Source organism: Rhodococcus sp. PvR099, from assembly GCF_017833315.1.
Classification (GTDB): domain Bacteria; phylum Actinomycetota; class Actinomycetes; order Mycobacteriales; family Mycobacteriaceae; genus Rhodococcus_G; species Rhodococcus_G oryzae.
Map to the genome: position 1 here is coordinate 4,257,453 of NZ_JAFIBV010000001.1, position 24,629 is coordinate 4,282,081.

The window sequence follows — 24,629 nt, forward strand, 5'->3', positions numbered from 1 at the left end:
CGTCACCCCGGGGGGTTGCGAATGAGATCCGCGCACTTCTCCGCCATGGTCATGACCGTGATGTTCGGGTTGACGGCAGGCAGCTTCGGCATCGCCGACGCGTCGACCACCCGCAGGCGCTGTATGCCCTTCACCCGCAGCTGCGGATCGAGCACGGCGAGCGGGTCCTCGATCGATCCCATCCGTGCGGTTCCTGCGGGGTGGTAGACGGTGTTGTGCGTCTTGTGGACATAGTCGAGCAGTTCTTCGTCACTCACCGCCGCGGGCCCGGGCGCCAGTTCCCGTGCCACCCAGCCCCGTAGGGGGTCTTGCTCGGTGATCTTGCGCGCCAACCGAATACCCGCCAGCATCACGGTCTCGTCGTGGCCCTCGGGATCGGTGAAGTATCGCGGATCCACCCTCGGCCGGTCCCGGAAGTCGCGGGAACGGAGCCGGACAGTGCCGCGGGATCGTCCTTGCGTCACGTTCGGCGTGAGACAGAATCCGTTGTCGGTGGTGGGATATCCCCACCGCAGCGTGTTCATGTCGAAGGGCACGCTGCCGTAGTGCATCATCAGGTCCGGTTGCGTGAGCCCGGGGGTGGTGGTGGCGAAGAGGCCGATCTCCCACCACTGCGACGACGTCGTCACCATGGGCCTCGACGCCTCCCAGAACACCAGGCCTTCGACATGGTCATCGAGGTTGCCGCCCACGCCGGGCGCGTCGACCCGCACGTCGATCCCGATCTCGCGTAGATGCACGGAGGGTCCGATTCCCGAGAGCATCAACAGCTTCGGCGTATCGATCGCACCGGCAGTGACGATCACCTCGCGGCGGGCGGTGGCGGTGTCATAGCCCGTGAGATCCGGACGCTGGTACCGCACCCCGGTGGCCGCCAGACTGTCGTCGATCAGCAGTTCACTGACCCAGCAGTTGGTTCTGACCTCGAGATTGTTCCGTGTCCCCAGGATGGGATGGAGATAGGCATGCGAGCTCGACATGCGATTTCCGTTCTCGCCGGCGTTGATCTGGAACCAGCCAGCCCCATTGAGTACTGTTGTGCCCCTGTTGAATTGGACGGTGGGCAGTCCGGCCTTGGCTGCCGACTCCAACACGGCGGCGCCGCACGGATCGTTCGGCGGGACATCGCGTAGCCTTACCGGGCCGCTGTGACCGTGCTGCCGGCCGGGGACATCGCTGTTCTCCACCCGGGCCACGAACGGCAGCGTGCTCTCGGCGCCCCATCCGGTGGCGCCCATCGCCTCCCACTCGTCGAGACCCTCCGCAGGCGGCCAGAACGCGATGCACGAATTGTGTGACGAGCACCCGCCGAGGACACGGGCCCTGGCGTGCCGCATGAAGCTGTTGCCCTTCTCCTGCGGCTCGATCGGGTAGTCCCAGTCGTACCCGGAGTCGAGGAGGTGCATCCACTGCGAGAGCTCGAGGATGTTGCGGTCGTTCACGTCCGACGGGCCGGCCTCGAGAAGGCAGACCGTCACGGACGGATCCTCGCTGAGCCTGGCGGCGAGCACACATCCCGCGGTGCCTCCACCCGCGATCACATAGTCGAAGACGGTGTCTGTCACGATGGTTCGCCCTCCGGTGCCGCGGTGCGCGAGGCGGCCGCGTGTGAGGCCAGGGTGCCGAGGTGGTGCCGTCCCTTCAGGCCGTACCAGAGCAGGCCGAGGCACAGGATCGCGCCGATGTAGACGAAGGCGCCCCAGGTGTTGTACCAGGGCGTCCCGTACACCTCGGGGCGCGGCCAGGCCAGGTTCAGTGCCATCCCCACGCCCCAGACCACGGCGAGGATGTTCACGGGCAGGCCCCACCTGCCCATGGTGAAGTAGCCGCCCTCCTTCAGATCGGGCGGCGGCCATTCGCCCTTCAGTCGCTTCTTCAGTAGCGGTCCGGTGACCATGAGATACGCGAGGTAGATCATGATGATGGCGATCGACGTCAGCACGGTGAAGATCTGCGGCTGGCCGATGTTCACCACGAGGATCAGGGCCGCGAGCACGCCGATCGCGATCGCGGGGACCACGGGCGTCTGGTGCTTGGGATGCACCCGGGCCAGCTTCTCCCCGAACGGCAGCGCGTTGTCGCGGGCCATGGCGAATGTCAGCCGGATCGCGGCGGCGTGCACGGCGAGGGAGCACACGGTTATCGCGATCACGATGCAGATGAGGAATATCGTGCCAAGCGGACCCCACATCACCTGCTCGACGATGTACTGGAGGCTGCCCTCGGGGCTGCCGAGCAGCGGATCGTCGAGATCGGGCGCCGCCATGACGGCGAACACCAGGATCGCTCCACCGATCACGAACGAAGCCAGGATCGCGCGGAAGATCGCCTTGGGAGCGGTCCGGCGCGGTTCGACGGTTTCCTCGCCAAGGGAACTCGCGGTGTCGAAGCCGTACATCACGTAGCCGGACGCCAGGGAGGCGACGAGGAAGGCCCCGAGATATCCGCCGCTCTCGCCCGCGCCGTATCCATGGGTGGAGAAGAACACCTCCGGGCCCCTGGTGATGTTCGCCGCCAGGATCACGGCGATGAGGACCGCGGCGATCAGCTCGATGAAGACGCCCGCACTGTTGATCCTCGCCATCAACCTGACACCGTAGGCGTTGATGAAGGTGGTGAACGCGATCATGACGGTGCCGAGAATGACCGCGTTCGTGGCGAAGTCGTACTCGCCGGTGCCGTCGCCGACGATCTGGAAGCCGCTCCATATCCGCGGCAGGTTGAGCTGCAACGCCAGGACCACGGCCGAGAGGGTCACGATCGAGGCGGTGAGCATCAGCCAGCCGGACGTCCATCCCACGATCCGGCTGCCAAGGAGCTTCGCCCAGTTGTACACGGAACCCGCCACCGGGTACTTGGCCGCCAGTTCCATGAAGCACAGCGCGACGGCCAGCTGGCCGATGAAGACCATCGGCCACGACCACAGATACGCGGGTCCCGCGTTTCCGAACCCGAAATAGAACAGTTGGAAGGTGCCGGTGAGGATGGAGATGTAGCTGACCCCGGCGGCGAAGCTGGCGAATTTGCCGAGGCTCCGGTCGAGGGACTCCTTGTATCCGAAATCGCCGAGTCCGCTGTCCCCAACCGCGATGTCGCGCTGAGTGGTCATGTCCGTGCGCCCTCCCCAGGTTCGGTCAGTCGTTGTCGAACCAACCCGCCGCAGTCGGCGCGGTGTTGTGCCAGATGTGCTTGATCTCCTGATACTCGGACAGTCCGGCGGGGCCCAGTTCGCGCCCGTTTCCCGATCTCTTGAAGCCGCCCCATTCGGCTGCGGCGGTGTAGTAGCCGAAGTCGTTGAGCCACACCGTGCCGTGGCGCAGGCCGCGAACCATGCGTTCGCCCCTGGCGCTGTCGGCGGTCCGGACCCCCGCGGCCAGTCCGTACTCGGTGTCGTTGCCGAGCCGGAGGGCTTCCTCCTCCGTGGTGAACCGCTCGACGGTGAGGATGGGGCCGAAGGTCTCCTCCTGCACGATGCGCATGCCCCGGTCGCAGCGGTCGAAGATCGTGGGCAGGTAGAAGCTGCCCCGCTCCAGGTCCGGGTCCGAAGGGCGGGATCCGCCGGTCACCAGTTCGGCGCCCTCGGAGATGCCAAGAGCCACATAGCGTTCGATCTTCTCCCGATGCGCCATGGACACCAGCGGCCCGGTTCGGCTGGCGGGATCGAGGCCGTCGCCCATCCGGATCTTCTCGGCTCGCGCGGCGAGAGCCGCTACGAAGCGGTCGGCAATCGAGTCCTCGACGATGAGGCGGGTGCCCGCGGAGCAGACCTGCCCGGAGTGCAGGAAGACCCCGGTGAGCACCTGGTCGACCGAGTCGTCACCGTCGGCGTCGGCGAAGACGATGTGCGGGTTCTTTCCGCCGAGCTCCACCGCGACCTTGGTGACATGCTTGGCGGCTGTCTCGAGAATGACCCGTCCCGTGACCAGTCCGCCCGTGAACGAGATGAAATCGACGTCCGGGGTGTCGGTCAGCGCGCCGCCGAGGACGGCGCCGCTGCCCTGCACGAGGTTCACCACGCCCCGGGGCACCCCGGCCTCCTCGATGAGTTTGACGAAGGCGATGGTGCTGAGCGGGGTGACCTCGCTCGGCTTGACGACCATCGTGCAGCCGGCGGCCAGTGCGGGCGCGATCTTCCACGAGATCTGTAGCAGTGGGTAGTTCCAGGGTGCGATCAGGACGCAGACGCCGATCGGCTCGTGCACCACCCGGCTGATCACGTCGGGCCGACCGACATCGACCAACCGATCCGACTCGATCGCGGCGAGTCGCGCGTAGTACCGGCAGACCGACACCACATCGTCGATGTCGATCCTGCTCTCCGCCAGGGTCTTCCCGGTGTCGAGGGTTTCGATCCTGGCCAACTTCTCCTTGTCGCGCTCGAGCAGGTCGGCGATGGTGGCGAGCAATGCGGTGCGCTCCGCGACGGGCGTACGGGGCCAGGTGCCCTCGTCGAAGGCCGCGCGGGCCGCCGCGATGGCGCGGGTGGCGTCCTCTGGCGCGGCCTCGTCGACCGTGGCGACCACCGAACCGTCGGCCGGATTGCGGCAATCGCGGGTGTCGCCCGAACTGGAGCGGACCCAGGTCCCGTCGATGAACAAGCCCGTATCGAGCAGGTCGCCGATCGACTCGTCCTGCAACTTCACGCTCAACTCCGGGCCTCGCTTCCTCTCCCGGTTGCGGAGCAACCGGTCTTGGAACTCATCGACGTGACGCTCTGCCGGGACAAGCACGCCCTTCTACCGTAGGCCGGTGGACGCGGTGTTGGCCGAGTTCACCGGGATTTCTTTCGAACCCCGCGGCGACGTAGAGGATGGAACGCCGAGACCCCTGCTGTCCTTCCAGATGGCCGAGGACTTCGCGCCGATGGGGCTGGACGGCCGGTTGACGAGGGTCGGGATGATCGGCTACTCCGGTGGATCGATGCCCACCGGGCGCGCGGCGGAGCTGCGCACGTCCTGTACACCTGGCAATCCAAGCCCGACTGGCTCGTGCCCGTCCCTCCTGTTCGGAAAGCCACTCGGCGCCTAGGGTTCGTCACGGGCCGTCGGTCCACCGCAGCTGGCTTCGAGACGGGGGAGATCGGATGAAGGTTGCAGGAATCGCCGCGCGGTTGGCCGCGGCAGCGGGGACCGGAGTCGCCGCGGGTCTGGTCGCGGTCTCCGGTCCTGCCGTCGCCGCGGCGGCACCCGGCTGCGTCCCGTGGACGACCGAGCGGGTGGCCGAGGGATACGGGACGCTCGAGAACCTCGCGTTCGACGGCCGCGGCGGAATGCTGCTGTCCGAGTCGTCGCTGACCGGGGCGGTCGGCGCGATCCGGCGACTCGAGACGAACGGATCCCGCACCACCGCGGTGCCCGAGGTGAAGGCGCCGGGCGCGATCGTGGTCGTGGGCGACACCGCCTACTTCACCACCGGCAACGGGTTCGTCTCGGGACTTCTCGGTCGTGGCGACGGCACGATCGACGCGCTCGACCTGGACACGGGCACCGTCACCACGGTCGAGACCGGGTTGACCATGCCCAACGGGCTCGCACAACTCCCCGACGGGGACTTCGTCGTCAGCCGGGACATCGGGCAGTCGACGGGACTCACCCGTGTGCCCGGGAGTGCCGAGCTCCCGTCCGGGTTCGCGCCCAGCCTGAGTTCGACCAACGGAGTGGCCTACGACGAGACCACCCGGCGACTGTATGTCGCAACGACCTTCAACCCGGTCACCACCATCGCCGCCGTCGACATCGACCACCCGGACGCGTCGCCGCGGCGGTTCGACCTGCCGGGGGTCGGCCCGATCAACTCTGCCGACGATCTCGCGGTCGGACCGGACGGATCGGTCTACGTCGCGTTGAACGTGGCGGGGACGGTCGTGCGACTCGACCCGGCCACCGGCGCGCAGTGCACCATCGCCGCCGGCCTGCCGCTGGTCTCGTCGGTCCGGTTCGGTTCGGGGCCAGGCTGGGACCCGAACGCGCTGTACGCCACCAGTTTTCTCGGCATTGTCGTCAAGCTGACGCCGCCCGCGCCGTAACCGGGTGACCGGCGTTCCCCTTCGATCGCCACTGTCGAGGGCAGTCGCCCGCTAGGGTGGCGAATTGCCGACGACGGCGAGGAGGAGCGAGCATGGGGCAGCCGACACACCGGACCGTCGCGGTCAACGGGATCGACCTGCATTTCGCCGAGCAGGGCGAGGGCGAGCCGGTGGTGCTCTGCCACGGGTTCCCGGGACTCTGGTTCAGCTGGCGTCACCAGCTCGCGGCCCTGTCCGCCGCCGGCTACCGCGTCATCGCCCCGGATATGCGCGGGTACGGGCGGACCAGCGCGCCCGCGCAGGTTTCCGAGTACGACCGGCCTCACACGGTCGGGGACCTGGTCGGCCTCCTCGACGTGCTCGGCATCGAGCGGGCGGTGTTCGCGGGCCACGACTTCGGCGCCCACCTGACCTGGGATCTGCCGGCCTGGGCGCCCGGTCGGGTGTCCGCGCTGATGCAGCTGAGCGTCCCCCGCGCGCCTCGACTGCCGGTACAGCCGAGTGTCGGGTTCGAGTACCTGGCGTCCAAGCACTTTGCGCACGTGCACTACTTCCAGGAGCCGGGCGTCGCGGACCGGGAGCTCGGCGACAACACCAGGGCGTTCCTTGCCAAGATCTTCCACGCGCTCAGCGGTGCGAACCGCTACCTCGACTGCTGGGAGTTCCCCTCCGAGGGCAACGGCTACCTCGATGTGCTCCCTGAGCCGCCCGCCCTGCCGTGGAGCTGGCTCGACGAGGTCGAATTCGACTATTACGTCACGGAATTCGAGCGGACCGGGTTCACCGGTGGCCTCAACTGGTACCGCGCCGAGGATGCCGTCTGGGCACAGAACGAGTCGCTGCACGCGAAGCCGGTGGACGTTCCGGTCACCTTCATCGCAGGCGCCAAGGACCCGGTGCTCGAGATGATGGGCAGCGACCCGTTCGCGACCATGGGTCGGCTGGTCCCGGGGCTGGTCTCCACCCACGTGATCCCGGACGCAGGGCACTTCGTGCAGATGGAAAAGCCCGCCGAGGTGAACTCGGCGATGCTCGAGTTCCTCGGCGGACTGACTACTTGATCGTGTCCAGCGAGGCGAGGGTGAGGGAGCAGGCCTGAGCGACCTCTGCGCCCTTCTTGTCGAAGTGGTTGGCGAAGAAGACGGCGTGATCCTCGTGCTCGTGGAAGTGGTGCGGGGTGAGCACGGCGGAGAAGACCGGGACGTCGGTGTCGAGCTGGACCCGCATCAGTCCGTCGATGACCGCGGAGGCCACGAACTCGTGCCGGTAGATGCCGCCGTCGACCACCAGTCCGGCGGCGACGATGGCCTGGAACCGGCCGGTACGGGCGAGTCGCAGCGCGTGCAGGGGGATCTCGAAGGCGCCGGGGGTCTCGAAGAACTCGATCTCGCCGGAGGTGTGGCCCAGTGTCCGCCACTGCGCGACGAAGGCGTCTCGTGCTCGGTCGACGATGGGTCGGTGCCACGTGGACTGAACGAAGGCGATGCTCATTCCATGATGCTAGTTCGGCGCACCCCGGCGTGGCCATCCGGACATGCGTTCAGTTCGGTTCTCCTTATCTCAGGGCTGAATTCTGTTGTCATACAAGGGGATCGCTCTATCGGGCGCGGTACCCGTTATCTCCGTACAGTGTGGACATGGACAAGCCAGAGGTTGCCCTTGACAACTGCGACGAGGTCTACGACTTCTACCTGCGTCACCAGCAGAACCGCCTGGGCGCGAAGGCCGCCTACGGGCTGCTCGCGCTCAAGTTCCGGCCGAGGGTGACATACGCGGATGGGGCGAAGGAGCAGGTCCGGGCCCTGGTGCGGTCGGATTCCCGGCTGGTTCTCGCCGTCAATCACCTCAGTCAGAGCGATCCGTACACCGTGGCCGCCGCGGCGTCGGCCAGCGCGCTGCGCCCGGCGATCGGCCGGACCCGGGTGCTGGCGAAGGACGAGCTGTTCCTCGAGCCGAAGCGGCGCGAGCGGGTGGACCTGATGGGCGGGATCCCCGTCTTCCGGGGCAAGAACCACGGGATGCGCGCGGTCAACGCGGCCGGGCAGCGGATGATGGACGTCTGCGCCGAGCGGATGCGGCGGGGGGATGACCTGGCAATCTTCCCGGAGGGGACCTGCAACTTGGAGGATCCGACCCGGCTGCAGAAGGTCGGCAGCGGGATCGGCCACATCATGAGCCGGGCGGTGAAGCTCGGGGTCCGCCCGGTGCTGGTCTACATGGGGATCAGCTACGGTCCGGTGCCCGGCAAGGAGACACGGGCGAGCGTGTACCTCGACAATCCGGTCACCGAGATCCCGGAGAAGCCCGCCGATATCGCGCGGCTGGTGGCGGCAGGCCTGCAGCGCGCGGTGGACGGCGCGGTCGCGCGCTACTGACCTCTCCCTCAATACCCCCTTGGGTATGATCTGGGCATTCGACGAGGAGAGGAACCTCATGCAGGAAGTGGATCTGGTGGCGCTCGACGCCGCCTTGGCCGCCGGCGCGCCGGTGATCGACGTGCGCGAAGCCGATGAGTACGCCCGCGGGCACGTGCCGGGGGTCCGGCTGATCCCGCTCGGCGAGCTGGTGTCCCGCATCGACGAGGTGCCCGCCGCGCCGACCGTCTACGTGATCTGCGCGATGGGCGGCCGGAGTGCGCACGGCGCCTCCCTGCTGGGGGCCGCGGGCATCAACGCGGTGAACGTCGCGGGTGGCACGGACGCGTGGATCAGCTCCGGCCGATCGGTCGAGTCGGGCGCATAACCCGCCGGGCGCCTACCGAGCCCACAGGCGGCGGTAGGCGTCCTCCTCGGCCTCGCGGGCAGCCTTGCGGCGCGGGTTGTCCAGGTCCATGGGCAGGCCGTTCTTCTGCAGGCGCCGCGCGCGGTTCTGGTGGATGTAGACCACCGAGTAGAACAACGCCAGCAGGATTCCGAGCAGGACCATCGACCCCCGCAGCCACAGCGGCCCCGGGAAGAGCATGAAGATCACGAACAGCGGGATGAACGGCACCATCGCGCGGGTGAGGTGCCGGGCGACGTAGTGGTCGCCCGTGATGTCGTTGAGCACCCAGTCGTTCATGGATGCGGGCAGCTTGGCGCCGCAGGCGTAAGCGATCCACTGAATCGGGTTCGGTCGGGTGGCGCTCATTGATTCAGTGCTCCTGCCTTGAGTGCGGCCCGGTTGATCCGGGTGAGAACGTCGTGCAGCTCCTCGAGCTCGGGTAGGCCGACGCCGAGGCGCTCGACCACCGCGGGCGGAATCAGCTCCGCCTGGGCGCGCATGGCCCGCCCGGCCTCGGTCAGGTCGACGACCAGCTGCCGCTCGTCCTCGCTGCTGCGGGACCTGGTGATCAGGCCCGATCCCTCGAGCCGTTTGAGCAGCGGGGAGAGTGTCGGGGAATCGAGCTGTAGGGCGCTGCCGATCGCCTTCACCGACATCGGCGCCTCGCCCCAGAGGGCGAGCATGACCAGGTACTGCGGGTGCGTCAGGCCCATCGGCTCGAGAAGCGGGCGGTACACCGAGAGCACCGCGCGATTGGCGACGGCCAGCGCGAAGCAGACCTGGCGGTCGAGGGCGAGCGGGTCGACCCCGGTCGCCGCTGACTGTTCGACGGTGGACATGCAGTAGAGCGTACACGAATAGATCGCGCACTAACTAACTTCGCCGAGTGTGCACCTGCCGGGGGATCGCCCGAGAGGGCGAGCCGGCAGGTGCACACTCGGCAATCCGGGCGCCGTCAGCCGTGCGGGACCTCGAACCCCCACGGCAACTCCAGTCGGTGTCGGCCCAGCAGCTCCGAGTCCGCGAGCAGTTCGAGCATCGGGCCGTCAGCGACCAGCAGGCCGTCGTCGATGATCACCGCGCGGTCGCACAGCTGCGCGGCGTAGGGCAGGTCGTGAGTGACCAGCATCAGGGTGGTGTCCAGTCCGAGCAGCACCTCGGCCAGCTCACGGCGGGCCACCGGGTCGAGATTCGCGGACGGCTCGTCGAGTACCAGCACGTCCGGCCTGCACGCCAGCACCGTGGCCAGGGCGGCCCGCCGACGCTGCCCGCCGGACAGGTGCGACGGTGACCGATCGGCGTGCTCGCTCATGCCGACCGCCGCCAGCGCATCGGACACCCGTGCGCGCAGCTCGTCGCCGGTGACGCCGAAGTTCGCCGGACCGAACGCGACGTCCTGCGCGACCGTCGGCATGAACAGCTGATCGTCCGGGTCCTGGAAGACGATCCCGACCCGACGCCTGGCCTCGCGCAGGGTGCTCCGCTCGACCCGGGTGCCGCCGATCTCGACGTGGCCCGCGGTGGGGGAGAGCACCCCGTTCAGCTGCAGCATGAGGGTGGTCTTGCCTGCGCCGTTGGGGCCGAGCAGCGCAATCCGCTCGCCGACAGCGACTTCCAGGTCGATGCCGCGTAGCGCGATCCGGCCGTCGGGGTAGGCGAAGCCCAGGTCGCGCACCCGCACCGCCGCCGTCGGGCTCATCCGGCCACCGCCAGCGCCGTCAGGCAGACGGCGACCGCGCCGACGGCGGGGGTGAGGCCGAGCAGCCAGCCGCGCGCGGTGGCCGCGGGTGCACCGAGATCGGGCATGGCGCCGGTGAACCCGCGCGATGCCATGGCCAGGTGGACCCGCTCGCCGCGCTCGTAGGTCCGGAGGAACAGCCCACCCACCCCGCGTGCGGTGGCGCCGATCTGTCGCAGGGTGCGGGGATCGTCACCGCGGGAGATCCGCGCGATCCTCATCCGGTTCGCCTCCGCGGCAAGCAGATCCACGTAGCGCAGCATCAGGACGGCGATGGTGGTGACGAGGGCGGGCACCCGCAGTCGGGTCAGCCCCAGCGGCAGGTCCGCGGTCCGGGTGGTGGCCGCGAGGGTCAGCGAGGTGAGGACCCCGAGGGTGCCCTTGATCAGGATGCCCCACGCCGCGTACAGGCCGGCGACCGACAGCGACAGTCCCGCCCATCGCACGCGCTCGGCGCCCTCTCCGAACGGGAGCAGCGCCGCGAGCACGACGAACGGTGCCTCGATCAGCATCCGTGGCGCGATCCAGCGCAGCGGGATCCGGGCGATCTGCCACACTGCCAGCAGGACAAGGGCATACAGGCCGAAGGCCCACATCTGTTCGCGCGGCGTCGCGACCACCGCGAAGACCCCCACCGTCGCCGCGACGATCTTCACCTCGACCGGCAACCGGTGCACGGGGGAGTCGTCCGCGCGGTACAGCGGGTGGGCGTGACCGGCGCCCATCGTCAGGTCCTGCGCGTGCGGCCAGAGCGGGCGATCAGCCAGAACAGGCCGCCCGCGACCGCGAACGTCGCGGTGACGCCCAGGATCCCGGCGATTCCGGACAGGTTGTCGTTGCCCGCGACGGTGTAGTCCGCGAGTGGTCCGTCGGCGAGGTGGTGCTCCCCGGCGTGCTGCGCGATGCAGGTGCCGGTCAACTCCTCGCCCGCCGCCGTCTCGATGACGGTGCAGCCGCGCAGGGTGGTGGAGTCCAGGCCGTCGGGACTCGAGCTGGCGAGGTAGCTGACGACGCCGGCGATCAACAGGGCGACGACGGCGAAACCGGCCAGGAACCAAGACCTTCGGGATGTCATGCCGGTACCTCCGTGGTCGGTCGGGGCGCGGTGCGCAGCAGGTACACCAGGTCGGGCCGGGCCCTGGCGACGGCGACCACGGTGAGCGCAGTGATCAGGCCTTCGCCGACCCCGATCAGGGTGTGGGTGCCGAGCATGTACCAGGCGACGGTGTCGAGCGTCGTGTCTCCGGCGCCGCCGAGCGCGTACTCGAGCAGGAACCCGGACGCGGCCGCCAGCGTGTTCGCCAGCGCGGCAACGAAAGCCAGTGCGGCGAGGCCGGCATCGCCGAACCGGCGGCGCAGGGGCCGCAGGGCGACGGCCGCCGCGTAGCCGACCCCGACGCCGATCAGTGCCATGTTCGTGATGTTGGTGCCGAGCGCGGTGATGCCGCCGTCCGCGAAGAGCAGCGCTTGCACCACGAGGACGATGGCCACGCACAACGCGCCGGTGTAGGGGCCGACCAGGATGGCCGCGAGGGCGCCGCCGAGCAGGTGGCCGCTGGCACCGGGCAGGATCGGGAAGTTCACCATCTGCACCGCGAAGATGAACGCGGCCACCAGGCCGGCCATCGGCGCGGTCCGCTCGTCGAGTTCGGTTCGGGCCTTCCATGCGGCCACGGTGATGCCCGCGACCGCGACGAACCCGAACAGCAGCGAGGTCGGCGCGTCCACCAGGCCGTCGCTCATGTGCATCGCGAGGATGGCGTCGTTCGGGCTGTTCACGAGCGGAGCATAACCAGCCATCTCAACAATTGCTCAGTTGTTCAAATGAACGTAACAAGGGGGCTGCTGAACGACCGACGGGTCATGGAGTCCGGCCGAGGAGCGCGGCCAGTCGGTCGAGGGGCGGAGCGTCCTCGGGCACCGGCCGTGACGGTGCGAACGGGGTACGTCCTGCCGGGAGATTCGGCAGCAGTACCCGGCTGAAGGCGATCTGGTCCTCGATCACCGAGTCGGGGTAGCGCGGCGTCTGCCCCGACGCGCGAGCGAGATCCCAGCCGTGCGCGAGCATCTCGGTGATGCGCATGTTCAGGGCCTGCACGGCCGGAACCTGACCCATCGGCAGGGTGATCTCCCGGTCCAGCACCCCCGGCAGGGCGAAAGCCTGCACCAGTGCGTCGGCCGAGGCGTGAAAGGAGCCCGCAGGGTCGGGGCCGAGCAGGTCGGGCGGCGCGCCAACGACGGTGACGGGCAGCGGGCGCCCGCGCAAGGACGAGGCGAACAGGTGGTTGCCTGCCGTCACGTGGTTTACGACGTCGCGGACGGACCACTCGGCGCAGGGGGTGGGTGCGGACCACTGGTCGTCGGCGACGCCGGCTACCAGCGTGCCCGTCGCGTCGAGTGCCCGGCTGAGGTCGTCGATCGTCGCGGTCATGGTTCTGCCTACCACCGCGAGGACGGTTTCGGAACCCGTGTTGGGTCGAAGGGGGTGTTGCCGCCGCGGAAAGTGCGTGATACTGGCTGTAACGCACATCGGTGAAGGGGTGGACCTGTGGACCAGAACGTGCAGTACGACGCGGTGATCATCGGTGCCGGCTTCGGCGGGATGGGTGCCGCGATCCAGCTCAAGCGGCTCGGCCTGACCGACCTCGCGATCCTCGAACGCGAGGACGACCTCGGCGGCACCTGGCACGTGAACCGCTACCCGGGTCTCGCCGTCGACATCGCCTCCGTGACGTACTCCTACTCCTTCGAGCCGAACCCGCACTGGTCGCGGCTGTTCGCGCCGGGCGCCGAGCTCAAGCGGTACGCCGAGCACGTCGCGGACAAGTACGACCTGCGCCGCCACATGCGCTTCGGTGCGGTCGTCGAGGGTGCCCGCTGGGACGAGGACGCGCAGCGGTGGGAGGTCGCGATCGAGGGCGGCGAACTGGTCACCGCGAAATACCTGCTCACCGCGACCGGGTTCCTGTCGCAGCCGCACAAGCCCGACATCCCCGGCATCGATTCGTTCGAGGGCAAGGTCATCCACACGACGGCGTGGGACGACACCTACGACCTGAGCGGTACGCGCACCGCGATCATCGGCACCGGGGCGACCGCGGTCCAGCTCATCCCCGAGGTGGCCCGCAAGGCCGCCGCCCTGACTGTGTACCAGCGGACCCCGATCTGGGTGCTGCCGAAGGTGGACACCCCCATCCCGGGTCCGGTGCAGCGGCTGTTCGCCCGGGTGCCCGCGGTCCAGCGCGCGGCCCGCGGGGTGAGCTCGGGGATCCTCGAGGCGGTGATGGTGAGCGCTGTGCTGCACTACCGGCAGACCAAGCTGCTGAACAAGGGCGCCGCAGCTGTCTCGCGAATCTTCCTGCGCGCGAAGGTCCGTGACCCGAAGCTGCGCCGTCAGCTGACCCCGGACTACGACTTCGGCTGCAAGCGGCCGACCTTCTCCAACAGCTACTACAGCACCTTCACCAAGCCGCACGTGCACCTCGAGACGGACTCGATCGAGCGCATCGAGCCCGACGGCATCGTCACCGCGGACGGACGCAAGACCGAGATCGACACGCTGGTCCTTGCGACCGGCTTCAACCTGTGGGACGTGAACTTCCCGGCCATCGAGGTGATCGGTCGGGAGGAGCGCAACCTCGGTAAGTGGTGGCGGGACAATCGGTTCCAGGCGTACGAGGGGGTGGCGGTGCCGCACTTCCCAAACTTCCTGAGCCTGGCCAGCCCGTACTCCTACAGCGGGCTTTCGTACTTCACCACCATCGAGTCGCAGATGGCGCACATGAACCGGCTGTTCGGTGAGCTGCGGCGGCGCGGCGCCGACGTCTTCGAGGTGACCGAGCAGGCGAATGCCGGCTTCCTGGACCGGATGACCGAGAAGCTGGACGACTCGGTGTTCTACGGCGGCAGCTGCCAGACCGCGCGCAGCTACTACTTCAACCAGCACGGGGAGGCGGCGATCCTGCGCCCGACCTCGACGGTCAACGCGTTCCGGGAGGCGAGGAGCTTCCCGCTCGACGACTACACGATGCGGCCGTACGAGGCGGCGGAGTGAGCGCGGGGTCGGCGTCGCACACTCTTTGGCAAGGTCGCACCCCTTGTGGACGTACAAAGGGTGTGCGTTCTCGCCAGAAGGTGTGCGGGGACGGCTGCTAGCCGAGATACTGCGCCCGCCACGCCAGCACCCCGGTCCCGACAGCGACGGCCACCAGCAGCAGCACCCACACGAACCGCGGCAGGTGGCTCAGTGACCGCAGCTGGTCGAGATCCGAACGGCCGGAACGGGTGCGGGCGGCCTCGACGATGGTGTGCAGGTTGCCGAACAGCAGCAGCCAGATCGCGGTGTACGCGAAATGCAGCTGCAGCGTGGGGGATCCGTAGTACGCGACGACGCCGATCGCCGATCCGCAGACCACCAGCACCAGCAGCCCGAAGACGTTGCGGATGAACGGCACCATCGCGACGATCAGCGCGACCGCGCCCCACAGCAGTACCGGGAGCTGGCCTGCCGCGATCAGGAGCGCGCCTGCCAGTCCGAGCAGCGAGGGCGCCAGGAAGCCGGCCGCAGCGGTGAGCACCATGCCGGGGCCGCGTGGCTTGCCGCGCGAGAGCGTGAGGCCCGAGGTGTCCGAGTGCAGCCGGATCCCGGTGAGCCGTCGGCCCGTCACGACAGCGGCGATCGCGTGCCCGGCCTCGTGTACGAGCGTCACCGCGTGCCGGGTCAACGACCACAACGGACCGAAGAGGACCATGGCGGCGGCGATGGCGATGGGGAGGTAGGCCGACCACTGCGCCCAGTACGAGTTCACCCGACCAGGGTGCCAGGCCGCCGCGGCCAACTAGCATCGGTACCGGTCACGATGTCTGAGGGTGGAGGGACTCGATGGAAGCCGTCACGGAGTCGACCGCAGCAGTGGCCGACCATGGCCGAGTCATGGTGCGCAGTGAGTTCGCGCCGCTCCGGACGGTCGCCGTCGCCCGGTCGCAGTTCCGCGCTCCGGACGAGATGTCGGACAGCGAGGCGTCGTTCCTCGCTCCCGAGGCGCTGCCGATCCTCGAGCGCATGCTCGGACGCGATCACGGTGAGGTCTATCCCGACCGCCAGCGGCTCTGGGAAGCCGAACGCGAGAACCTGTGCTCGGTGTTCGAACGCCACGGTGTGGAGGTCCTGCGGCCGCGGATGCTGACCGACACCGAGAAGGCGGCCGGGGGCTCCAAGGGCTACGCGAACTTCTTCGTCCGCGACCCCTGGTTCACCATCGGAGACATCGTCATCGAGGGGAACCTGAGGCTGCCCCACCGCCGACGCGAGGTGCTGCCCAGCCGCGACCTCCTCACCGCCAGGGCGCTCGAGGGGCGCTGTTCCTACCTGGCGCTGCCGCAGCCTGTGGTTCCCGACGGGGCGCCGGGCGACCTGGGCGCCGGGCCCTTCCTGGAGGGTGGTGACGTGCTGGTGTACGACAAGCGCGTCTTCGTCGGCAACTCCGGGCTGGCGTCCAACGCCCTCGGGATCCGCTGGCTGGAGAAGCTGCTCACCCCGCTGGGCTACACCGTGGAAACCGTTCGTCTCGCGCCGAACTTCCTGCACCTCGACTGTGCGCTCGGCCTGATCAGGGAGGGCTTGCTGGTCGCGTGCCCGGACGCACTCCTCGACGGCCTGCCCGCCGCGCTGCGCGGCTGGGAGCGGATCGAGATCAGCGAGAGAGACGGTATCGACCTCGGTACCAACGGTCTGCCCATCAGCCCGGAGGTCTACGTCACCGATCCGGCCTTCCGACGCATCGGTGACCGGATCGCCGCGCACGGCGTCACCGTCGAATACGTGGATTTCGCGATCACCCGCGGCTTCGGCGGGTCGTTCCGGTGCACCACCCAGCCGCTGCGGCGGGAGTGAGCCGCGCCCCGTCGGTCGGTGTCAGTCCTGGATCCGCCGCCACGGACGGGCCTGCTCCAGTTCGAACGCGAGCTCGAGCAGGGTCCGCTCGTCGCCGTGGTCGGCCGAGAAGTGCGAGGCCAACGGCAGCCCCGCAGCGGTCTCGTGCAGCGGCAGCGAGATGGCGGGTCCGCCGGACGCGTTGTTCAGCGGGGTGAACGCGGTGTAGTTCACCAGTTTGGTGAACAGTTCCTCGAAACTCTGTGCCGGAGACAGGTATCCGAGCCTCGGGGTGGTGTGCGCGAGGACGGGCGAGAGCAGCACGTCGTACTTCTGGAACATCTCCGCGTACTGCCGATGGGTGCGCCGCAGCCGGTACAGCACCTGCGGCGTCTTCGCGATGTTCTTGCGGTACATCGCATCCAGCCCGCGGGTGAGGTTGTCGGTCTTGGACTTGTCGAAGTCCGGGCCGAGCATCCGCTTTCCGCCCGCACAGATCGCGAACGACAGGAACCCCCAGTAGTTCGAGAAGTCCTCGACGAACGACCGATCGACCGGCAGTGGCGCCTCCTCGACATGGTGGCCGAGCTCGTCGAGCAGATTCGCGGTCGCGGTGACGGAGGCGCGGGTCTCGTCGTCGGTCGGGATGCCGGTGATCGAATCGATGATCACGCCGATGCGCAGGCGGGTGCGGCCGGGGCCCTCGACGAGCCGGATGGGCGGGAGTTTCGGGTTGCGGTAATAGCTTTCGGCCGCGGCATAGAACCGCGCGGTGTCCCGGACCGACCGCGACAGCATGCCCTGGGCGACGATGCGGATCGGCATCGACCGGTCCGCCGGATCCGCGACAGTGCGCCCCCTGGTCGGCTTGAGGCCGACGAGGCCGCAGGCGGCCGCGGGGATCCGGATCGATCCGCCGCCGTCGTTGGCATGCGCGAACGGTAGTACTCCGGACGCGACCAGCGCCGCGGATCCGCCGGAGGAGGCTCCCGAGGAGAACGCCGGATTCCACGGGTTGTGCACGGGTTCGGCCGTCGCGTACTCGTTCGAGGCGCTGAACCCGAACTCCGGCAGCCTGCTCTTGCCGATCGCTACCGCGCCGGTGGACAGGAACTGCCTGGCGAAGTCGCTGTCCGCGCGGGCGGGCCGTGCCACGAACGCCGCGCTGCCGTGATTCGTCGGCAGGCCCGCGACATCGATGTTGTCCTTGACGATCGTCGGGACACCCGCGAAGACGCCCGTGTGCGGCCCAGCGGACCGGGTCAGGGCCCGATCGAAGTCGGGGAAGGCGATCGCGTTGAGCGAGTCCCGGACCGACTCGGCGCGTTCGACTGACGCCAGCACCGCCTCGTGGGAGGACAACTGCCCGGAGGCGATCAGCTCCGCGATGCCGGTGGCGTCGAGGTCGCCGATGGCGTCGTCGCGGAAAGCGTGGATGCGTGCGTCGTCGGTCATCGGGTGTCCTCGGATCGGGGTTGCAGGCACGGCAGGCAGGCGGTGTGGCCGGCCGACTCCGAGATTAACGCGGATCCACCTCGTGCAGCCCGTCCTCGGTGAGTTCGAGCCACCGGGTCGCCCCGAACTCCCGGAGGAACGGCAGGTCGTGGCTGGCGACCACGAGCGCGCCGCGGTACTCGGCCAGCGCCGACGTGAGGTGCGCGAGGCTGGGCAGGTCGAGGTTGTTGGTCGGTTCGTCGAGCATCAGCAGTCGCGGCGCAGGCTCGGCGAGCAGGATCATCGCCAGCGCCGCGCGCAGCTGTTCCCCGCCGGACAGCGCCGAGGCCCGTGTGTCGGCCGCGTCGCCGCGAAACAGGAACCGGGCCAGCCGCGCCCGGATCTGCTCCGGCGTCGCGTGCGGTGCGGCATCGGCAACGTTCTGCGCCACCGTGCGGTCGCCGTCGAAGATGTCGAGCCGCTGCGGAAGGGACCGCCATGGCACCCGCGGGCCCGCATCGGCGATCGCGCGCAGCAGGGTGGTCTTGCCGATCCCGTTCCGTCCGACCAACGCGATTCGCTCCGGCCCGGACACGGTGAGCGACACCGTGGGACCGCAGGCCAGCGTGACGTCCTCGAGCTCGATCACCTGCTGGCCCGGGTGGACGGCGGTGTCCGGCAGGTCGATTCGGATCTCGCGGTCGTCGCGGATCAGCTCCTCGGCCTCGGTGAGCGTCTGCCTGGCCTCCTCCAGCTTGTCGATGTGGCTGCCGCGGAGCTTGCCCGCCGACACCTGGGCCTGGCGCTTGCGCTCGCCGGCCAGGATCCGCGGGACACTGCCCTCCATCTTCTTCCCGTACCGCACCCTGCGCGCGATCTTGGTCTGCGCCTCGACGAGCTCGCGGCCCTGCTTGCGCACGTCGCTGCGGGCGTCGCGGACGGCCGCGCGGGCCGCCTCCTGCTCGGCGTCGACGGTGGCCCGGTAGGCACTGAAGTTGCCGCCGAACATCCGCACCTCCCCGCGGCGCAGCTCGGCGATGGAGTCCATCCGCTCGAGCATCTCGCGGTCGTGGCTGACGACGATCGCAGTGCCGGGGAACTGTCCGACCGCCGTATACAACCGGGCCTTCGCGGCCAGGTCGAGGTTGTTGGTCGGCTCGTCGAGCAGCAGCACCTGCGGGTCGACGAGCAGCGCGGCTGTGAGGCCGAGCAACATCGTCTCCCCGCCCGACAGCGTGCCGACGGTCCGGCCGAGCGCCTCCGTCGAGGGGGCGATGTGTGCGAGCCCCAGTCGGTCCAGGGTGGCGACGGCGCGTTCCTCGATGTCCCAGTGTCCGGCGGCGACGGCGAAGTCCTCGTCCGTTCCCGCACCGGATTCGATGCGGTGCAGTGCCTTTCGCGCAGACTCGATGCCGAGAATGGCGTCCACCCGTCGGTTCGGGTCGAGGGCCAGGTCCTGGCGCAGGTACGCCAACGACCCGTGCACGGTCACCGAACCGCGGTCGGGGGCCAGCTCGCCGGCGATCAGCCGGAGCAGCGTGGATTTGCCTGCGCCGTTCAGGCCGACGAGCCCGGTTGTGCCGCTGCCGAACGCGGCGTCGAGGCCATCGAAGACGGGGTCGCCGTCGGGCCAACTGAAGGTGAGATCGGACAGGGCGAGATAGGGCTGGGCCATGGTTGCTCCTAGAGGTGGGTGCGGGGCGACGGCGTGCACGAGCACGCGACGCGATGCGTTCACTACCTCTGAATGAGCAAGGGCCCTTCTCCGATCGTCGACAACAAGACGGCCACCACGATAGGACGACCCCGGTCGTTCGGCAAGGGAATTATGAGCGGCGCCTCAGATGTTCGGCCCCTCGGACCTCAGTTCGTCGACCCGGCCCATCGCCTCGCGCAGCTCGGCGAGCCATTGTTCGCTGTGCTCGCCCGCGAGCTTGACCGCCCAGGTCAGCGCGTCCGCCCTTGACCGGGCCACCCCGGCATCGACCAGGGTGTCGAGCACCCGGCGCTCGGGCTGACGCAGCCGGGTCATCACCGGTACCGCCAGATGAGTGAACAGCACGTGCCGCTCGCCCACGGTGACGCCCCAGGCCACCTTGCGCCCGTAGCGGGCCTCGGCCTCGTCGGCGATCCGCATCCGGTCCGCCCTTGTGGTCTCCCGGAACCGGGAGATCCGGCCGTCGACGGCTGCCTGGGAGTTCTCCTCCGGTGCGGGCAGCTCGCCGGTGACGACGATCTCCTCGCGGTCCACCACCACCGCGGCCGGTCCGGTGAACCAGTCCTCGGGTAGTCGTCCGGCGAACCACTCGCTCGCGTCGCTCGCGTCGGGGGTGTCCGCCTGCTGCCAGCCGCCGGGCCGCCCGAACCTGCGGCCGCCGTGTCCCGTGTATCCCATCGAGCTCACCTCTAAGGTTGCGATGATTACTTGATTACAGTCATACGCCTGTTTCTGAGGATGCGCTAGCGGTCGCCCGACGCCAAGGACCCCGCATCGGTATCGATGCGGGGTCCTTGGCAGATCGGGGCGGGGGCGAACGATCTCCTAGCCCTGCGACAGCCCCGGCTGCGTCTGGATCTTCCCGGGACCACCGGCGGCGCCGCCTGCCTTCGCCGGCATGTGCCATTCGCCGTCCGCGCCGCAGACCAGGCCGTGGCTGACATCGCCGGGCTTCTTGTTGATCACCGTTTCGTTGCCCTGATCGTCGGTGTTGACGATCGGGCACGGCCCCGTCGGACCGTTGGGACCGATGGGGGTGCTGGGCTCGGCATTGGCGACGGACGCCGCCCCGAAGGCGCTCAGGATCGGAAGGGCTGCGATAGCGACGACGGCAAAGGTGCGACGGGCGTTGAACATTCAGTATCTCCTGGGGTGATGGGGGTGAGGTGCGTCGGTGACAGGGACAACTCTGCCCAGTCCGGGCATCACCCAGAAGCGACCCAAGGGTGCGGCGCAGGCCACCCAGGGAATGGATCCTCGCCACCCCAGGATCGGCGCCGCCCCGGCCGCGCGAGGTGCGAAAACTGCGCGCCGGCGGCGGGGCCGCCTAACCTCGAGGCCATGCGGATGAAGCTGAGTGTGGCGGGGATCGCGGTGTCGGCGCTGGTGCTGGGCGGATGCACCATCGGGCAGACCGAGTCGGAAACGGAGATCGCGGCGCAGCAGTTCGCCGACGCGCTCACCCAGCGGAACGCGCAGGCGGCCGCGGACCTCACCAGCGACCCGGCGGCCGCGGCGGCCGCGATCACCCAGATGTTCGACGGCCTCGCCGCCCGGGATGCGACCTTCGTGGTCGCGGGCACCGACAGCGACGCGGGCACCTTCACCCTCGACGCGGACTGGACCCTCGGCGCCGAACCCGAACCCGAGGCGGAATCCACCACGACCCCCAGCGCCGGGGCGATGACCACCGCGGCGGCCACCGAGTCCGACTCGGCACAGTCATGGAGCTACACCACGACCGGCGGCGGCCAGGCCGTCGCCGACGGCGGCAAGATCCCATGGGACCCGCAACTGCTGGCGCCGGGGCTGACGGCGGACAGCACGCTGCGCTACACCACACTCGCCGGTGGCTCCCCGCAGGTGCTCGACGCCGCAGGTCGCCCGCTGATGACCGAGCAGACCGTCACCCTGGTCAATCTCGACCCGGCGACGATCCCAGACCCGGCCGGTACCGCCGCCGCGGTCGCTCAGTTGGTCGGGCCGGTGGCCCCCACGGTCACCCCGGCCTCGCTGCAGGCGGACCTGGCCGGATCCCAGGGCAAGACCGTCACCGCGATCACGCTGCGGGACGCGGACTTCCAGCCGATCGCCGATCGGCTCGCCGCGATCCCCGGTGTGCAGTTGGTGAAGCAGGCCCGGCTGCTGACCGCGGACAAGGCCATGACCTCACCGACCCTCGACGGGCTCCGGGAGCTGTGGCAGCAGGGCCAGGATGCCTCCGCCGGCTGGGCGGTACAGCTGGTGTCCGCCAACGGATCCGCGCAGCGGCTGGCCGGTGAAGACGGCACGGTTCAGCCCGACATCGCCACCACCCTCGACCCCACGATCCAGGGCGCAGCCCAGGCGGCCATCGCCGATCTCCCGCAGCAGTCCGCGATCGTGGCACTGCGGCCGTCCACGGGGGCGGTACTCGCGGTGGCGCAGAACCCGGCCGCCACCGCGCAGGGCCCGATCGCGCTGACCGGCCTGTACCCGCCGGGGTCGACCTTCAAGACGGTCACCACTTCCGCAGCGCTGCAATCGGGTTCGGTCACCCTCGACACTGTGCTGCCGTGCCCGGGCAGCGCAAACATCGAGGGCCGCACCATCCCCAACGACGACAACTTCGACCTCGGTTCGGTGCCGCTGCACACCGCGTTCGCCCGTTCCTGCAACACCACCATGGGCGCGCTCGCGGTCGCGCTGCCGCCGACCGCGCTGCCCCATGCCGCCCTGCAGTTCGGTCTCGGTGTGGACTACGTGACGCCGGGGCTGACCACGGTCACCGGCAGCGTGCCGCCCGCGGACACCCCGGCGCAGCGTGTCGAATCCGCGATCGGACAGGGGCAGGTGACGGCGACGCCGTTCGGGATGGCGCTCGTGGCGGCCTCCATCGCCAAGGGCTCCACGCCCGCGCCGATGCTGGTCGCGGGGATGCCGGGCGTCGCGAACACGACTCCCGCCCCTGCGCCCCCGCAGGTCACCGAGCAGTTGCGGACCATGATGCGAGAAACGGTTACAGGGGGCACCGCCACCCAGCTCGCGGACATCGCCGACCTGCGCGGCAAGACCGGCACCGCCGAGGTCGGTGACGCCCCCGCGCACGGCTGGTTCGTCGGCATCGACGGCGATGTGGCCTTCGCGGTGTTCGTCGCGGGGGCGGACAGCTCGGCCCCCGCGGTCGATGCGGCCGGACGGTTCCTACGACCGATTCAGGCCCAGATCCCGCGGTGACGGCGATGCGGCCGACGGGTGTGTTCGGGTCGGCGGTTCTGCGGCTGATCTAGCCCCTGGATCGCTCGACAGGGGCGTCTCGCGGCGCGGCTCAGATGCACCAGACGAGTGCGGCGGACCCGAGCGGGACGCTGAAGCAGAGGGCAACCGAGCCAAGGGCGGGGGTAGCGGCCACGGTGTCGCTCGCGGAGGCGGCAGGGGCCGCGAAGACTCCGACTGTCAGGGCGATTGCGGTCGCAGCGAGGGTTTTCGTGATCTTGGTGGACATTGTGCTCACACCTTTTGATTGGGACGAACCTGCGGTCGAGCCACCCCTCATGGCTCCCAACCATCGTCCGCCCGATGCGACACCACGCACAAGGGCGCGGCCGCAGGAGGTTGCTAGTGCACCCCGCGCATCATCCGGCTGATCCAGGGCGCGAGCAGGATCATCACGACGCCGACCGCGATCGAGGCCGCGCCGACCCAGGTGAAGTACGGCACCTCGTCGTTCTCGTTGTAGTACTTCGCCATGGTGCCCGCCATCGACGAGCCCAGCGCCACGGAGAGGAAGAACAGCGCGACCATCTGGGTGTGGAATGCCTTGGGCGCCAACTTGGTCGACAGTGAGAGCCCGACGGGGGAGAGGAACAACTCGGCGAAGGTGAACAGCAGCAGGATGAACATCAGTCCCAACAGGGGGGTGCTGTTCGGCCCGCCGCCCGCGAACGGCAGGAACGCGAGGAAGGCCAGGCCCATGATGATGGTGCCCGCCGCGAACTTGAGCGGTGAGGACGGCTGGCGGGGGCCGAGCTTGGTCCAGATCGCCGCGAACACGCCCGCGAAGATGATGATGAAGACCGGGTTGATCGACTGCACCCAGGAGGCCGGGAAGTCCCAGCCGAACAGGTTGCGGTCCAGGCGCTTGTCGGAGTAGATCGCGACGACGGTGAACTGCTGCTGGAACAGGGACCAGAACGCGGCGCTGGCCAGGAACATCGGGATGAAGGCGATGACGCGGCTGCGCTCGGTGCTCGTGATCTTCTTGCTGGTCAGGATCACCAGGAAATAGGTGATCGACGCGACGATCGTCAGGCCGACGACCACGTCGGAGAGGTTGTCGGTGGTGATGAGCCCGATCAGGCAGAGCACGAGGATCCCGAGGATCGCGACGGCGCCGAGGGCCGCGTACCGCAGCCGCTGCGCGTGCGGCATCGGGTTCAGCGGCCGCTCGCCGATCCCGGCGAGCCGCTTGCGGCCGAGCGTGTACTGGATCAGGCCCAGCGCCATGCCGATCGCGGCGAGCGCGAAGCCGACATGGAAGCCCCACTCCTTCTGTGCCCACCCGGTCAGCAGCGGACCGACCAGAGCGCCCAGATTGATGCCCATGTAGAAGATCGAGAACCCGGCGTCGCGGCGGTCGTCGTTCTCGGCGTACAGGTCGCCGACCAGGGAGGTGGCGTTCGCCTTGAGTCCGCCGCTGCCGACGGCGATCGCGATCAGGCCGACCCCGACTCCCGCCAGGCCCGGGATCACGGCCAGGGCGATGTGGCCGCACATGACCAGGATCGCGCTGTAGAAGAGGGTGCGCTCGGACCCAAGGATGCGGTCCGCGATCCAGCCACCGAGGATGGTGGAGAGGTAGACGGTGCCGCCGTACGCGCCGACGATGCTGGTCGCGGCGGCCTGGGAGATGCCGAGCCCGCCGTCGGCCACCGAGTAGTACAGGTAGTAGATGAGGATGCCCTGCATCCCGTAGAACGAGAACCGCTCCCACATCTCGACGCCGAACAGGTTCGCGAGCGCCACTGGCTGGCCGAAGAAGCCGCGGTCGGCCTTGGGATCACGGGGTGGCGAAGTGATTTCGCTCATCGCCAAACTTTCT

General features: G+C 69.0%; 26 protein-coding genes. 8 read left to right on the plus strand and 18 right to left on the minus strand.

The annotated features are described in order from the left end of the window. Positions 1 to 2: 2 nt before the first annotated feature. Genes JOE46_RS19615 through JOE46_RS19625 form a run of 3 tightly spaced genes read right to left on the minus strand, consistent with a single transcriptional unit; the run spans position 3 to position 4,637 of the window. A complete protein-coding gene (locus tag JOE46_RS19615; protein WP_209928174.1) occupies positions 3 to 1,565 on the minus strand; it encodes a GMC family oxidoreductase in 1,563 nt (520 codons plus the stop codon). Continuing rightward, positions 1,562 to 3,109, minus strand: coding sequence for an APC family permease (locus tag JOE46_RS19620; RefSeq protein WP_209928176.1), 1,548 nt, complete (start codon positions 3,107 to 3,109; stop codon positions 1,562 to 1,564). Before JOE46_RS19620 ends, JOE46_RS19615 begins: the two co-directional genes overlap by 4 nt. A gap of 25 nt (positions 3,110 to 3,134) precedes the next feature. Then, positions 3,135 to 4,637: an aldehyde dehydrogenase family protein gene (locus JOE46_RS19625; RefSeq protein ID WP_209929205.1), complete on the minus strand. Its 1,503-nt coding sequence runs from the start codon at positions 4,635 to 4,637 to the stop codon at positions 3,135 to 3,137. 112 nt (positions 4,638 to 4,749) lie between these two features. Here JOE46_RS19625 and JOE46_RS26855 point away from each other — a divergent pair, with 112 nt between their 5' ends. The 3 genes from JOE46_RS26855 to JOE46_RS19640 all read left to right on the plus strand — a co-directional run bounded on the left by JOE46_RS26855 (position 4,750) and on the right by JOE46_RS19640 (position 7,086). Continuing rightward, positions 4,750 to 5,028, plus strand: coding sequence for a hypothetical protein (locus JOE46_RS26855; RefSeq protein ID WP_209929275.1), 279 nt, complete (start codon positions 4,750 to 4,752; stop codon positions 5,026 to 5,028). 55 nt (positions 5,029 to 5,083) lie between these two features. Beyond that, positions 5,084 to 6,025 carry an SMP-30/gluconolactonase/LRE family protein gene (locus tag JOE46_RS19635; RefSeq protein WP_209928178.1) on the plus strand — a complete coding sequence of 314 codons (942 nt, stop codon included), beginning with the start codon at positions 5,084 to 5,086 and terminating at the stop codon, positions 6,023 to 6,025. A gap of 92 nt (positions 6,026 to 6,117) precedes the next feature. Continuing rightward, positions 6,118 to 7,086, plus strand: coding sequence for an alpha/beta fold hydrolase (locus JOE46_RS19640; protein ID WP_209928180.1), 969 nt, complete (start codon positions 6,118 to 6,120; stop codon positions 7,084 to 7,086). Here the strand turns inward: JOE46_RS19640 and JOE46_RS19645 are convergent. After that, positions 7,079 to 7,516, minus strand: coding sequence for a 6,7-dimethyl-8-ribityllumazine synthase (locus JOE46_RS19645; protein ID WP_077040166.1), 438 nt, complete (start codon positions 7,514 to 7,516; stop codon positions 7,079 to 7,081). The genes JOE46_RS19640 and JOE46_RS19645 overlap by 8 nt on opposite strands. Before the next feature lie 146 nt (positions 7,517 to 7,662). On the opposite strand from JOE46_RS19645, the gene JOE46_RS19650 reads away from it, so the two are divergent. Together JOE46_RS19650 and JOE46_RS19655 are read left to right on the plus strand one after the other, a co-directional pair. Then, positions 7,663 to 8,400 carry a 1-acyl-sn-glycerol-3-phosphate acyltransferase gene (locus JOE46_RS19650; protein ID WP_097213810.1) on the plus strand — a complete coding sequence of 246 codons (738 nt, stop codon included), beginning with the start codon at positions 7,663 to 7,665 and terminating at the stop codon, positions 8,398 to 8,400. Positions 8,401 to 8,458: 58 nt separating this feature from the next. Beyond that, on the plus strand, positions 8,459 to 8,767 hold the full coding sequence (locus JOE46_RS19655; RefSeq protein WP_077043398.1) for a rhodanese-like domain-containing protein: 309 nt from the start codon (positions 8,459 to 8,461) through the stop codon (positions 8,765 to 8,767). Positions 8,768 to 8,779: 12 nt separating this feature from the next. On the opposite strand, the gene JOE46_RS19660 is transcribed toward JOE46_RS19655, so the two are convergent. The 7 genes from JOE46_RS19660 to JOE46_RS19690 all read right to left on the minus strand — a co-directional run bounded on the left by JOE46_RS19660 (position 8,780) and on the right by JOE46_RS19690 (position 12,957). Continuing rightward, the gene (locus tag JOE46_RS19660; protein WP_136907903.1) at positions 8,780 to 9,154 is read right to left on the minus strand and encodes a DUF5313 family protein; all 375 of its coding nucleotides are present in this window, start codon (positions 9,152 to 9,154) and stop codon (positions 8,780 to 8,782) included. Further along, complete coding sequence (locus JOE46_RS19665) at positions 9,151 to 9,627, minus strand: MarR family winged helix-turn-helix transcriptional regulator (RefSeq protein ID WP_209928181.1); 477 nt, start codon at positions 9,625 to 9,627, stop codon at positions 9,151 to 9,153. Before JOE46_RS19665 ends, JOE46_RS19660 begins: the two co-directional genes overlap by 4 nt. Positions 9,628 to 9,743: 116 nt before the next feature. Next, positions 9,744 to 10,487: an energy-coupling factor ABC transporter ATP-binding protein gene (locus JOE46_RS19670; RefSeq protein WP_209928182.1), complete on the minus strand. Its 744-nt coding sequence runs from the start codon at positions 10,485 to 10,487 to the stop codon at positions 9,744 to 9,746. Next, the gene (gene cbiQ / locus JOE46_RS19675) at positions 10,484 to 11,251 is read right to left on the minus strand and encodes a cobalt ECF transporter T component CbiQ (protein ID WP_209928184.1); all 768 of its coding nucleotides are present in this window, start codon (positions 11,249 to 11,251) and stop codon (positions 10,484 to 10,486) included. The genes JOE46_RS19670 and cbiQ overlap by 4 nt, the downstream gene beginning before the upstream one ends. A 2-nt stretch (positions 11,252 to 11,253) precedes the next feature. After that, positions 11,254 to 11,601, minus strand: a complete 348-nt coding sequence (locus JOE46_RS19680; RefSeq protein ID WP_209928186.1) for a PDGLE domain-containing protein — start codon at positions 11,599 to 11,601, stop codon at positions 11,254 to 11,256. Then, the gene (locus tag JOE46_RS19685) at positions 11,598 to 12,275 is read right to left on the minus strand and encodes an energy-coupling factor ABC transporter permease (protein WP_209929206.1); all 678 of its coding nucleotides are present in this window, start codon (positions 12,273 to 12,275) and stop codon (positions 11,598 to 11,600) included. The genes JOE46_RS19680 and JOE46_RS19685 overlap by 4 nt, the downstream gene beginning before the upstream one ends. A 112-nt stretch (positions 12,276 to 12,387) precedes the next feature. Continuing rightward, positions 12,388 to 12,957 carry a TIGR03086 family metal-binding protein gene (locus tag JOE46_RS19690; protein ID WP_209928188.1) on the minus strand — a complete coding sequence of 190 codons (570 nt, stop codon included), beginning with the start codon at positions 12,955 to 12,957 and terminating at the stop codon, positions 12,388 to 12,390. Positions 12,958 to 13,074: 117 nt separating this feature from the next. On the opposite strand from JOE46_RS19690, the gene JOE46_RS19695 reads away from it, so the two are divergent. Beyond that, complete coding sequence (locus tag JOE46_RS19695; RefSeq protein WP_209928190.1) at positions 13,075 to 14,580, plus strand: NAD(P)/FAD-dependent oxidoreductase; 1,506 nt, start codon at positions 13,075 to 13,077, stop codon at positions 14,578 to 14,580. 97 nt (positions 14,581 to 14,677) lie between these two features. On the opposite strand, the gene JOE46_RS19700 is transcribed toward JOE46_RS19695, so the two are convergent. Further along, positions 14,678 to 15,334 carry a M50 family metallopeptidase gene (locus JOE46_RS19700; RefSeq protein ID WP_097213874.1) on the minus strand — a complete coding sequence of 219 codons (657 nt, stop codon included), beginning with the start codon at positions 15,332 to 15,334 and terminating at the stop codon, positions 14,678 to 14,680. A 74-nt stretch (positions 15,335 to 15,408) separates the two neighbouring features. On the opposite strand from JOE46_RS19700, the gene JOE46_RS19705 reads away from it, so the two are divergent. Beyond that, a complete protein-coding gene (locus JOE46_RS19705) occupies positions 15,409 to 16,419 on the plus strand; it encodes a dimethylarginine dimethylaminohydrolase family protein (protein ID WP_209928192.1) in 1,011 nt (336 codons plus the stop codon). A 21-nt stretch (positions 16,420 to 16,440) separates the two neighbouring features. On the opposite strand, the gene JOE46_RS19710 is transcribed toward JOE46_RS19705, so the two are convergent. The 4 genes from JOE46_RS19710 to JOE46_RS19725 form a co-directional block, all read right to left on the minus strand. Next, a complete protein-coding gene (locus JOE46_RS19710; protein WP_209928194.1) occupies positions 16,441 to 17,853 on the minus strand; it encodes an amidase in 1,413 nt (470 codons plus the stop codon). Between the two features lie 64 nt (positions 17,854 to 17,917). Further along, entirely contained in the window at positions 17,918 to 19,507 is a 1,590-nt protein-coding gene (locus JOE46_RS19715; RefSeq protein WP_209928196.1) for an ABC-F family ATP-binding cassette domain-containing protein, read from the minus strand. A 165-nt stretch (positions 19,508 to 19,672) separates the two neighbouring features. Next, positions 19,673 to 20,227, minus strand: a complete 555-nt coding sequence (locus tag JOE46_RS19720; protein ID WP_097213875.1) for a hypothetical protein — start codon at positions 20,225 to 20,227, stop codon at positions 19,673 to 19,675. Between the two features lie 147 nt (positions 20,228 to 20,374). Beyond that, a complete protein-coding gene (locus JOE46_RS19725) occupies positions 20,375 to 20,686 on the minus strand; it encodes a hypothetical protein (protein ID WP_097213820.1) in 312 nt (103 codons plus the stop codon). Between the two features lie 210 nt (positions 20,687 to 20,896). Here JOE46_RS19725 and JOE46_RS19730 point away from each other — a divergent pair, with 210 nt between their 5' ends. Beyond that, positions 20,897 to 22,765, plus strand: coding sequence for a penicillin-binding transpeptidase domain-containing protein (locus tag JOE46_RS19730; protein ID WP_209929207.1), 1,869 nt, complete (start codon positions 20,897 to 20,899; stop codon positions 22,763 to 22,765). Positions 22,766 to 22,856: 91 nt separating this feature from the next. Here JOE46_RS19730 and JOE46_RS19735 read toward each other — a convergent pair whose 3' ends face one another. Both JOE46_RS19735 and JOE46_RS19740 read right to left on the minus strand, forming a co-directional pair. Continuing rightward, positions 22,857 to 23,033 carry a hypothetical protein gene (locus tag JOE46_RS19735; protein ID WP_027502587.1) on the minus strand — a complete coding sequence of 59 codons (177 nt, stop codon included), beginning with the start codon at positions 23,031 to 23,033 and terminating at the stop codon, positions 22,857 to 22,859. Between the two features lie 113 nt (positions 23,034 to 23,146). Beyond that, positions 23,147 to 24,616 (minus strand): peptide MFS transporter, encoded by a 1,470-nt coding sequence (locus JOE46_RS19740; RefSeq protein ID WP_209928198.1) that lies wholly within the window; start codon positions 24,614 to 24,616, stop codon positions 23,147 to 23,149. Positions 24,617 to 24,629 lie beyond the last annotated feature (13 nt).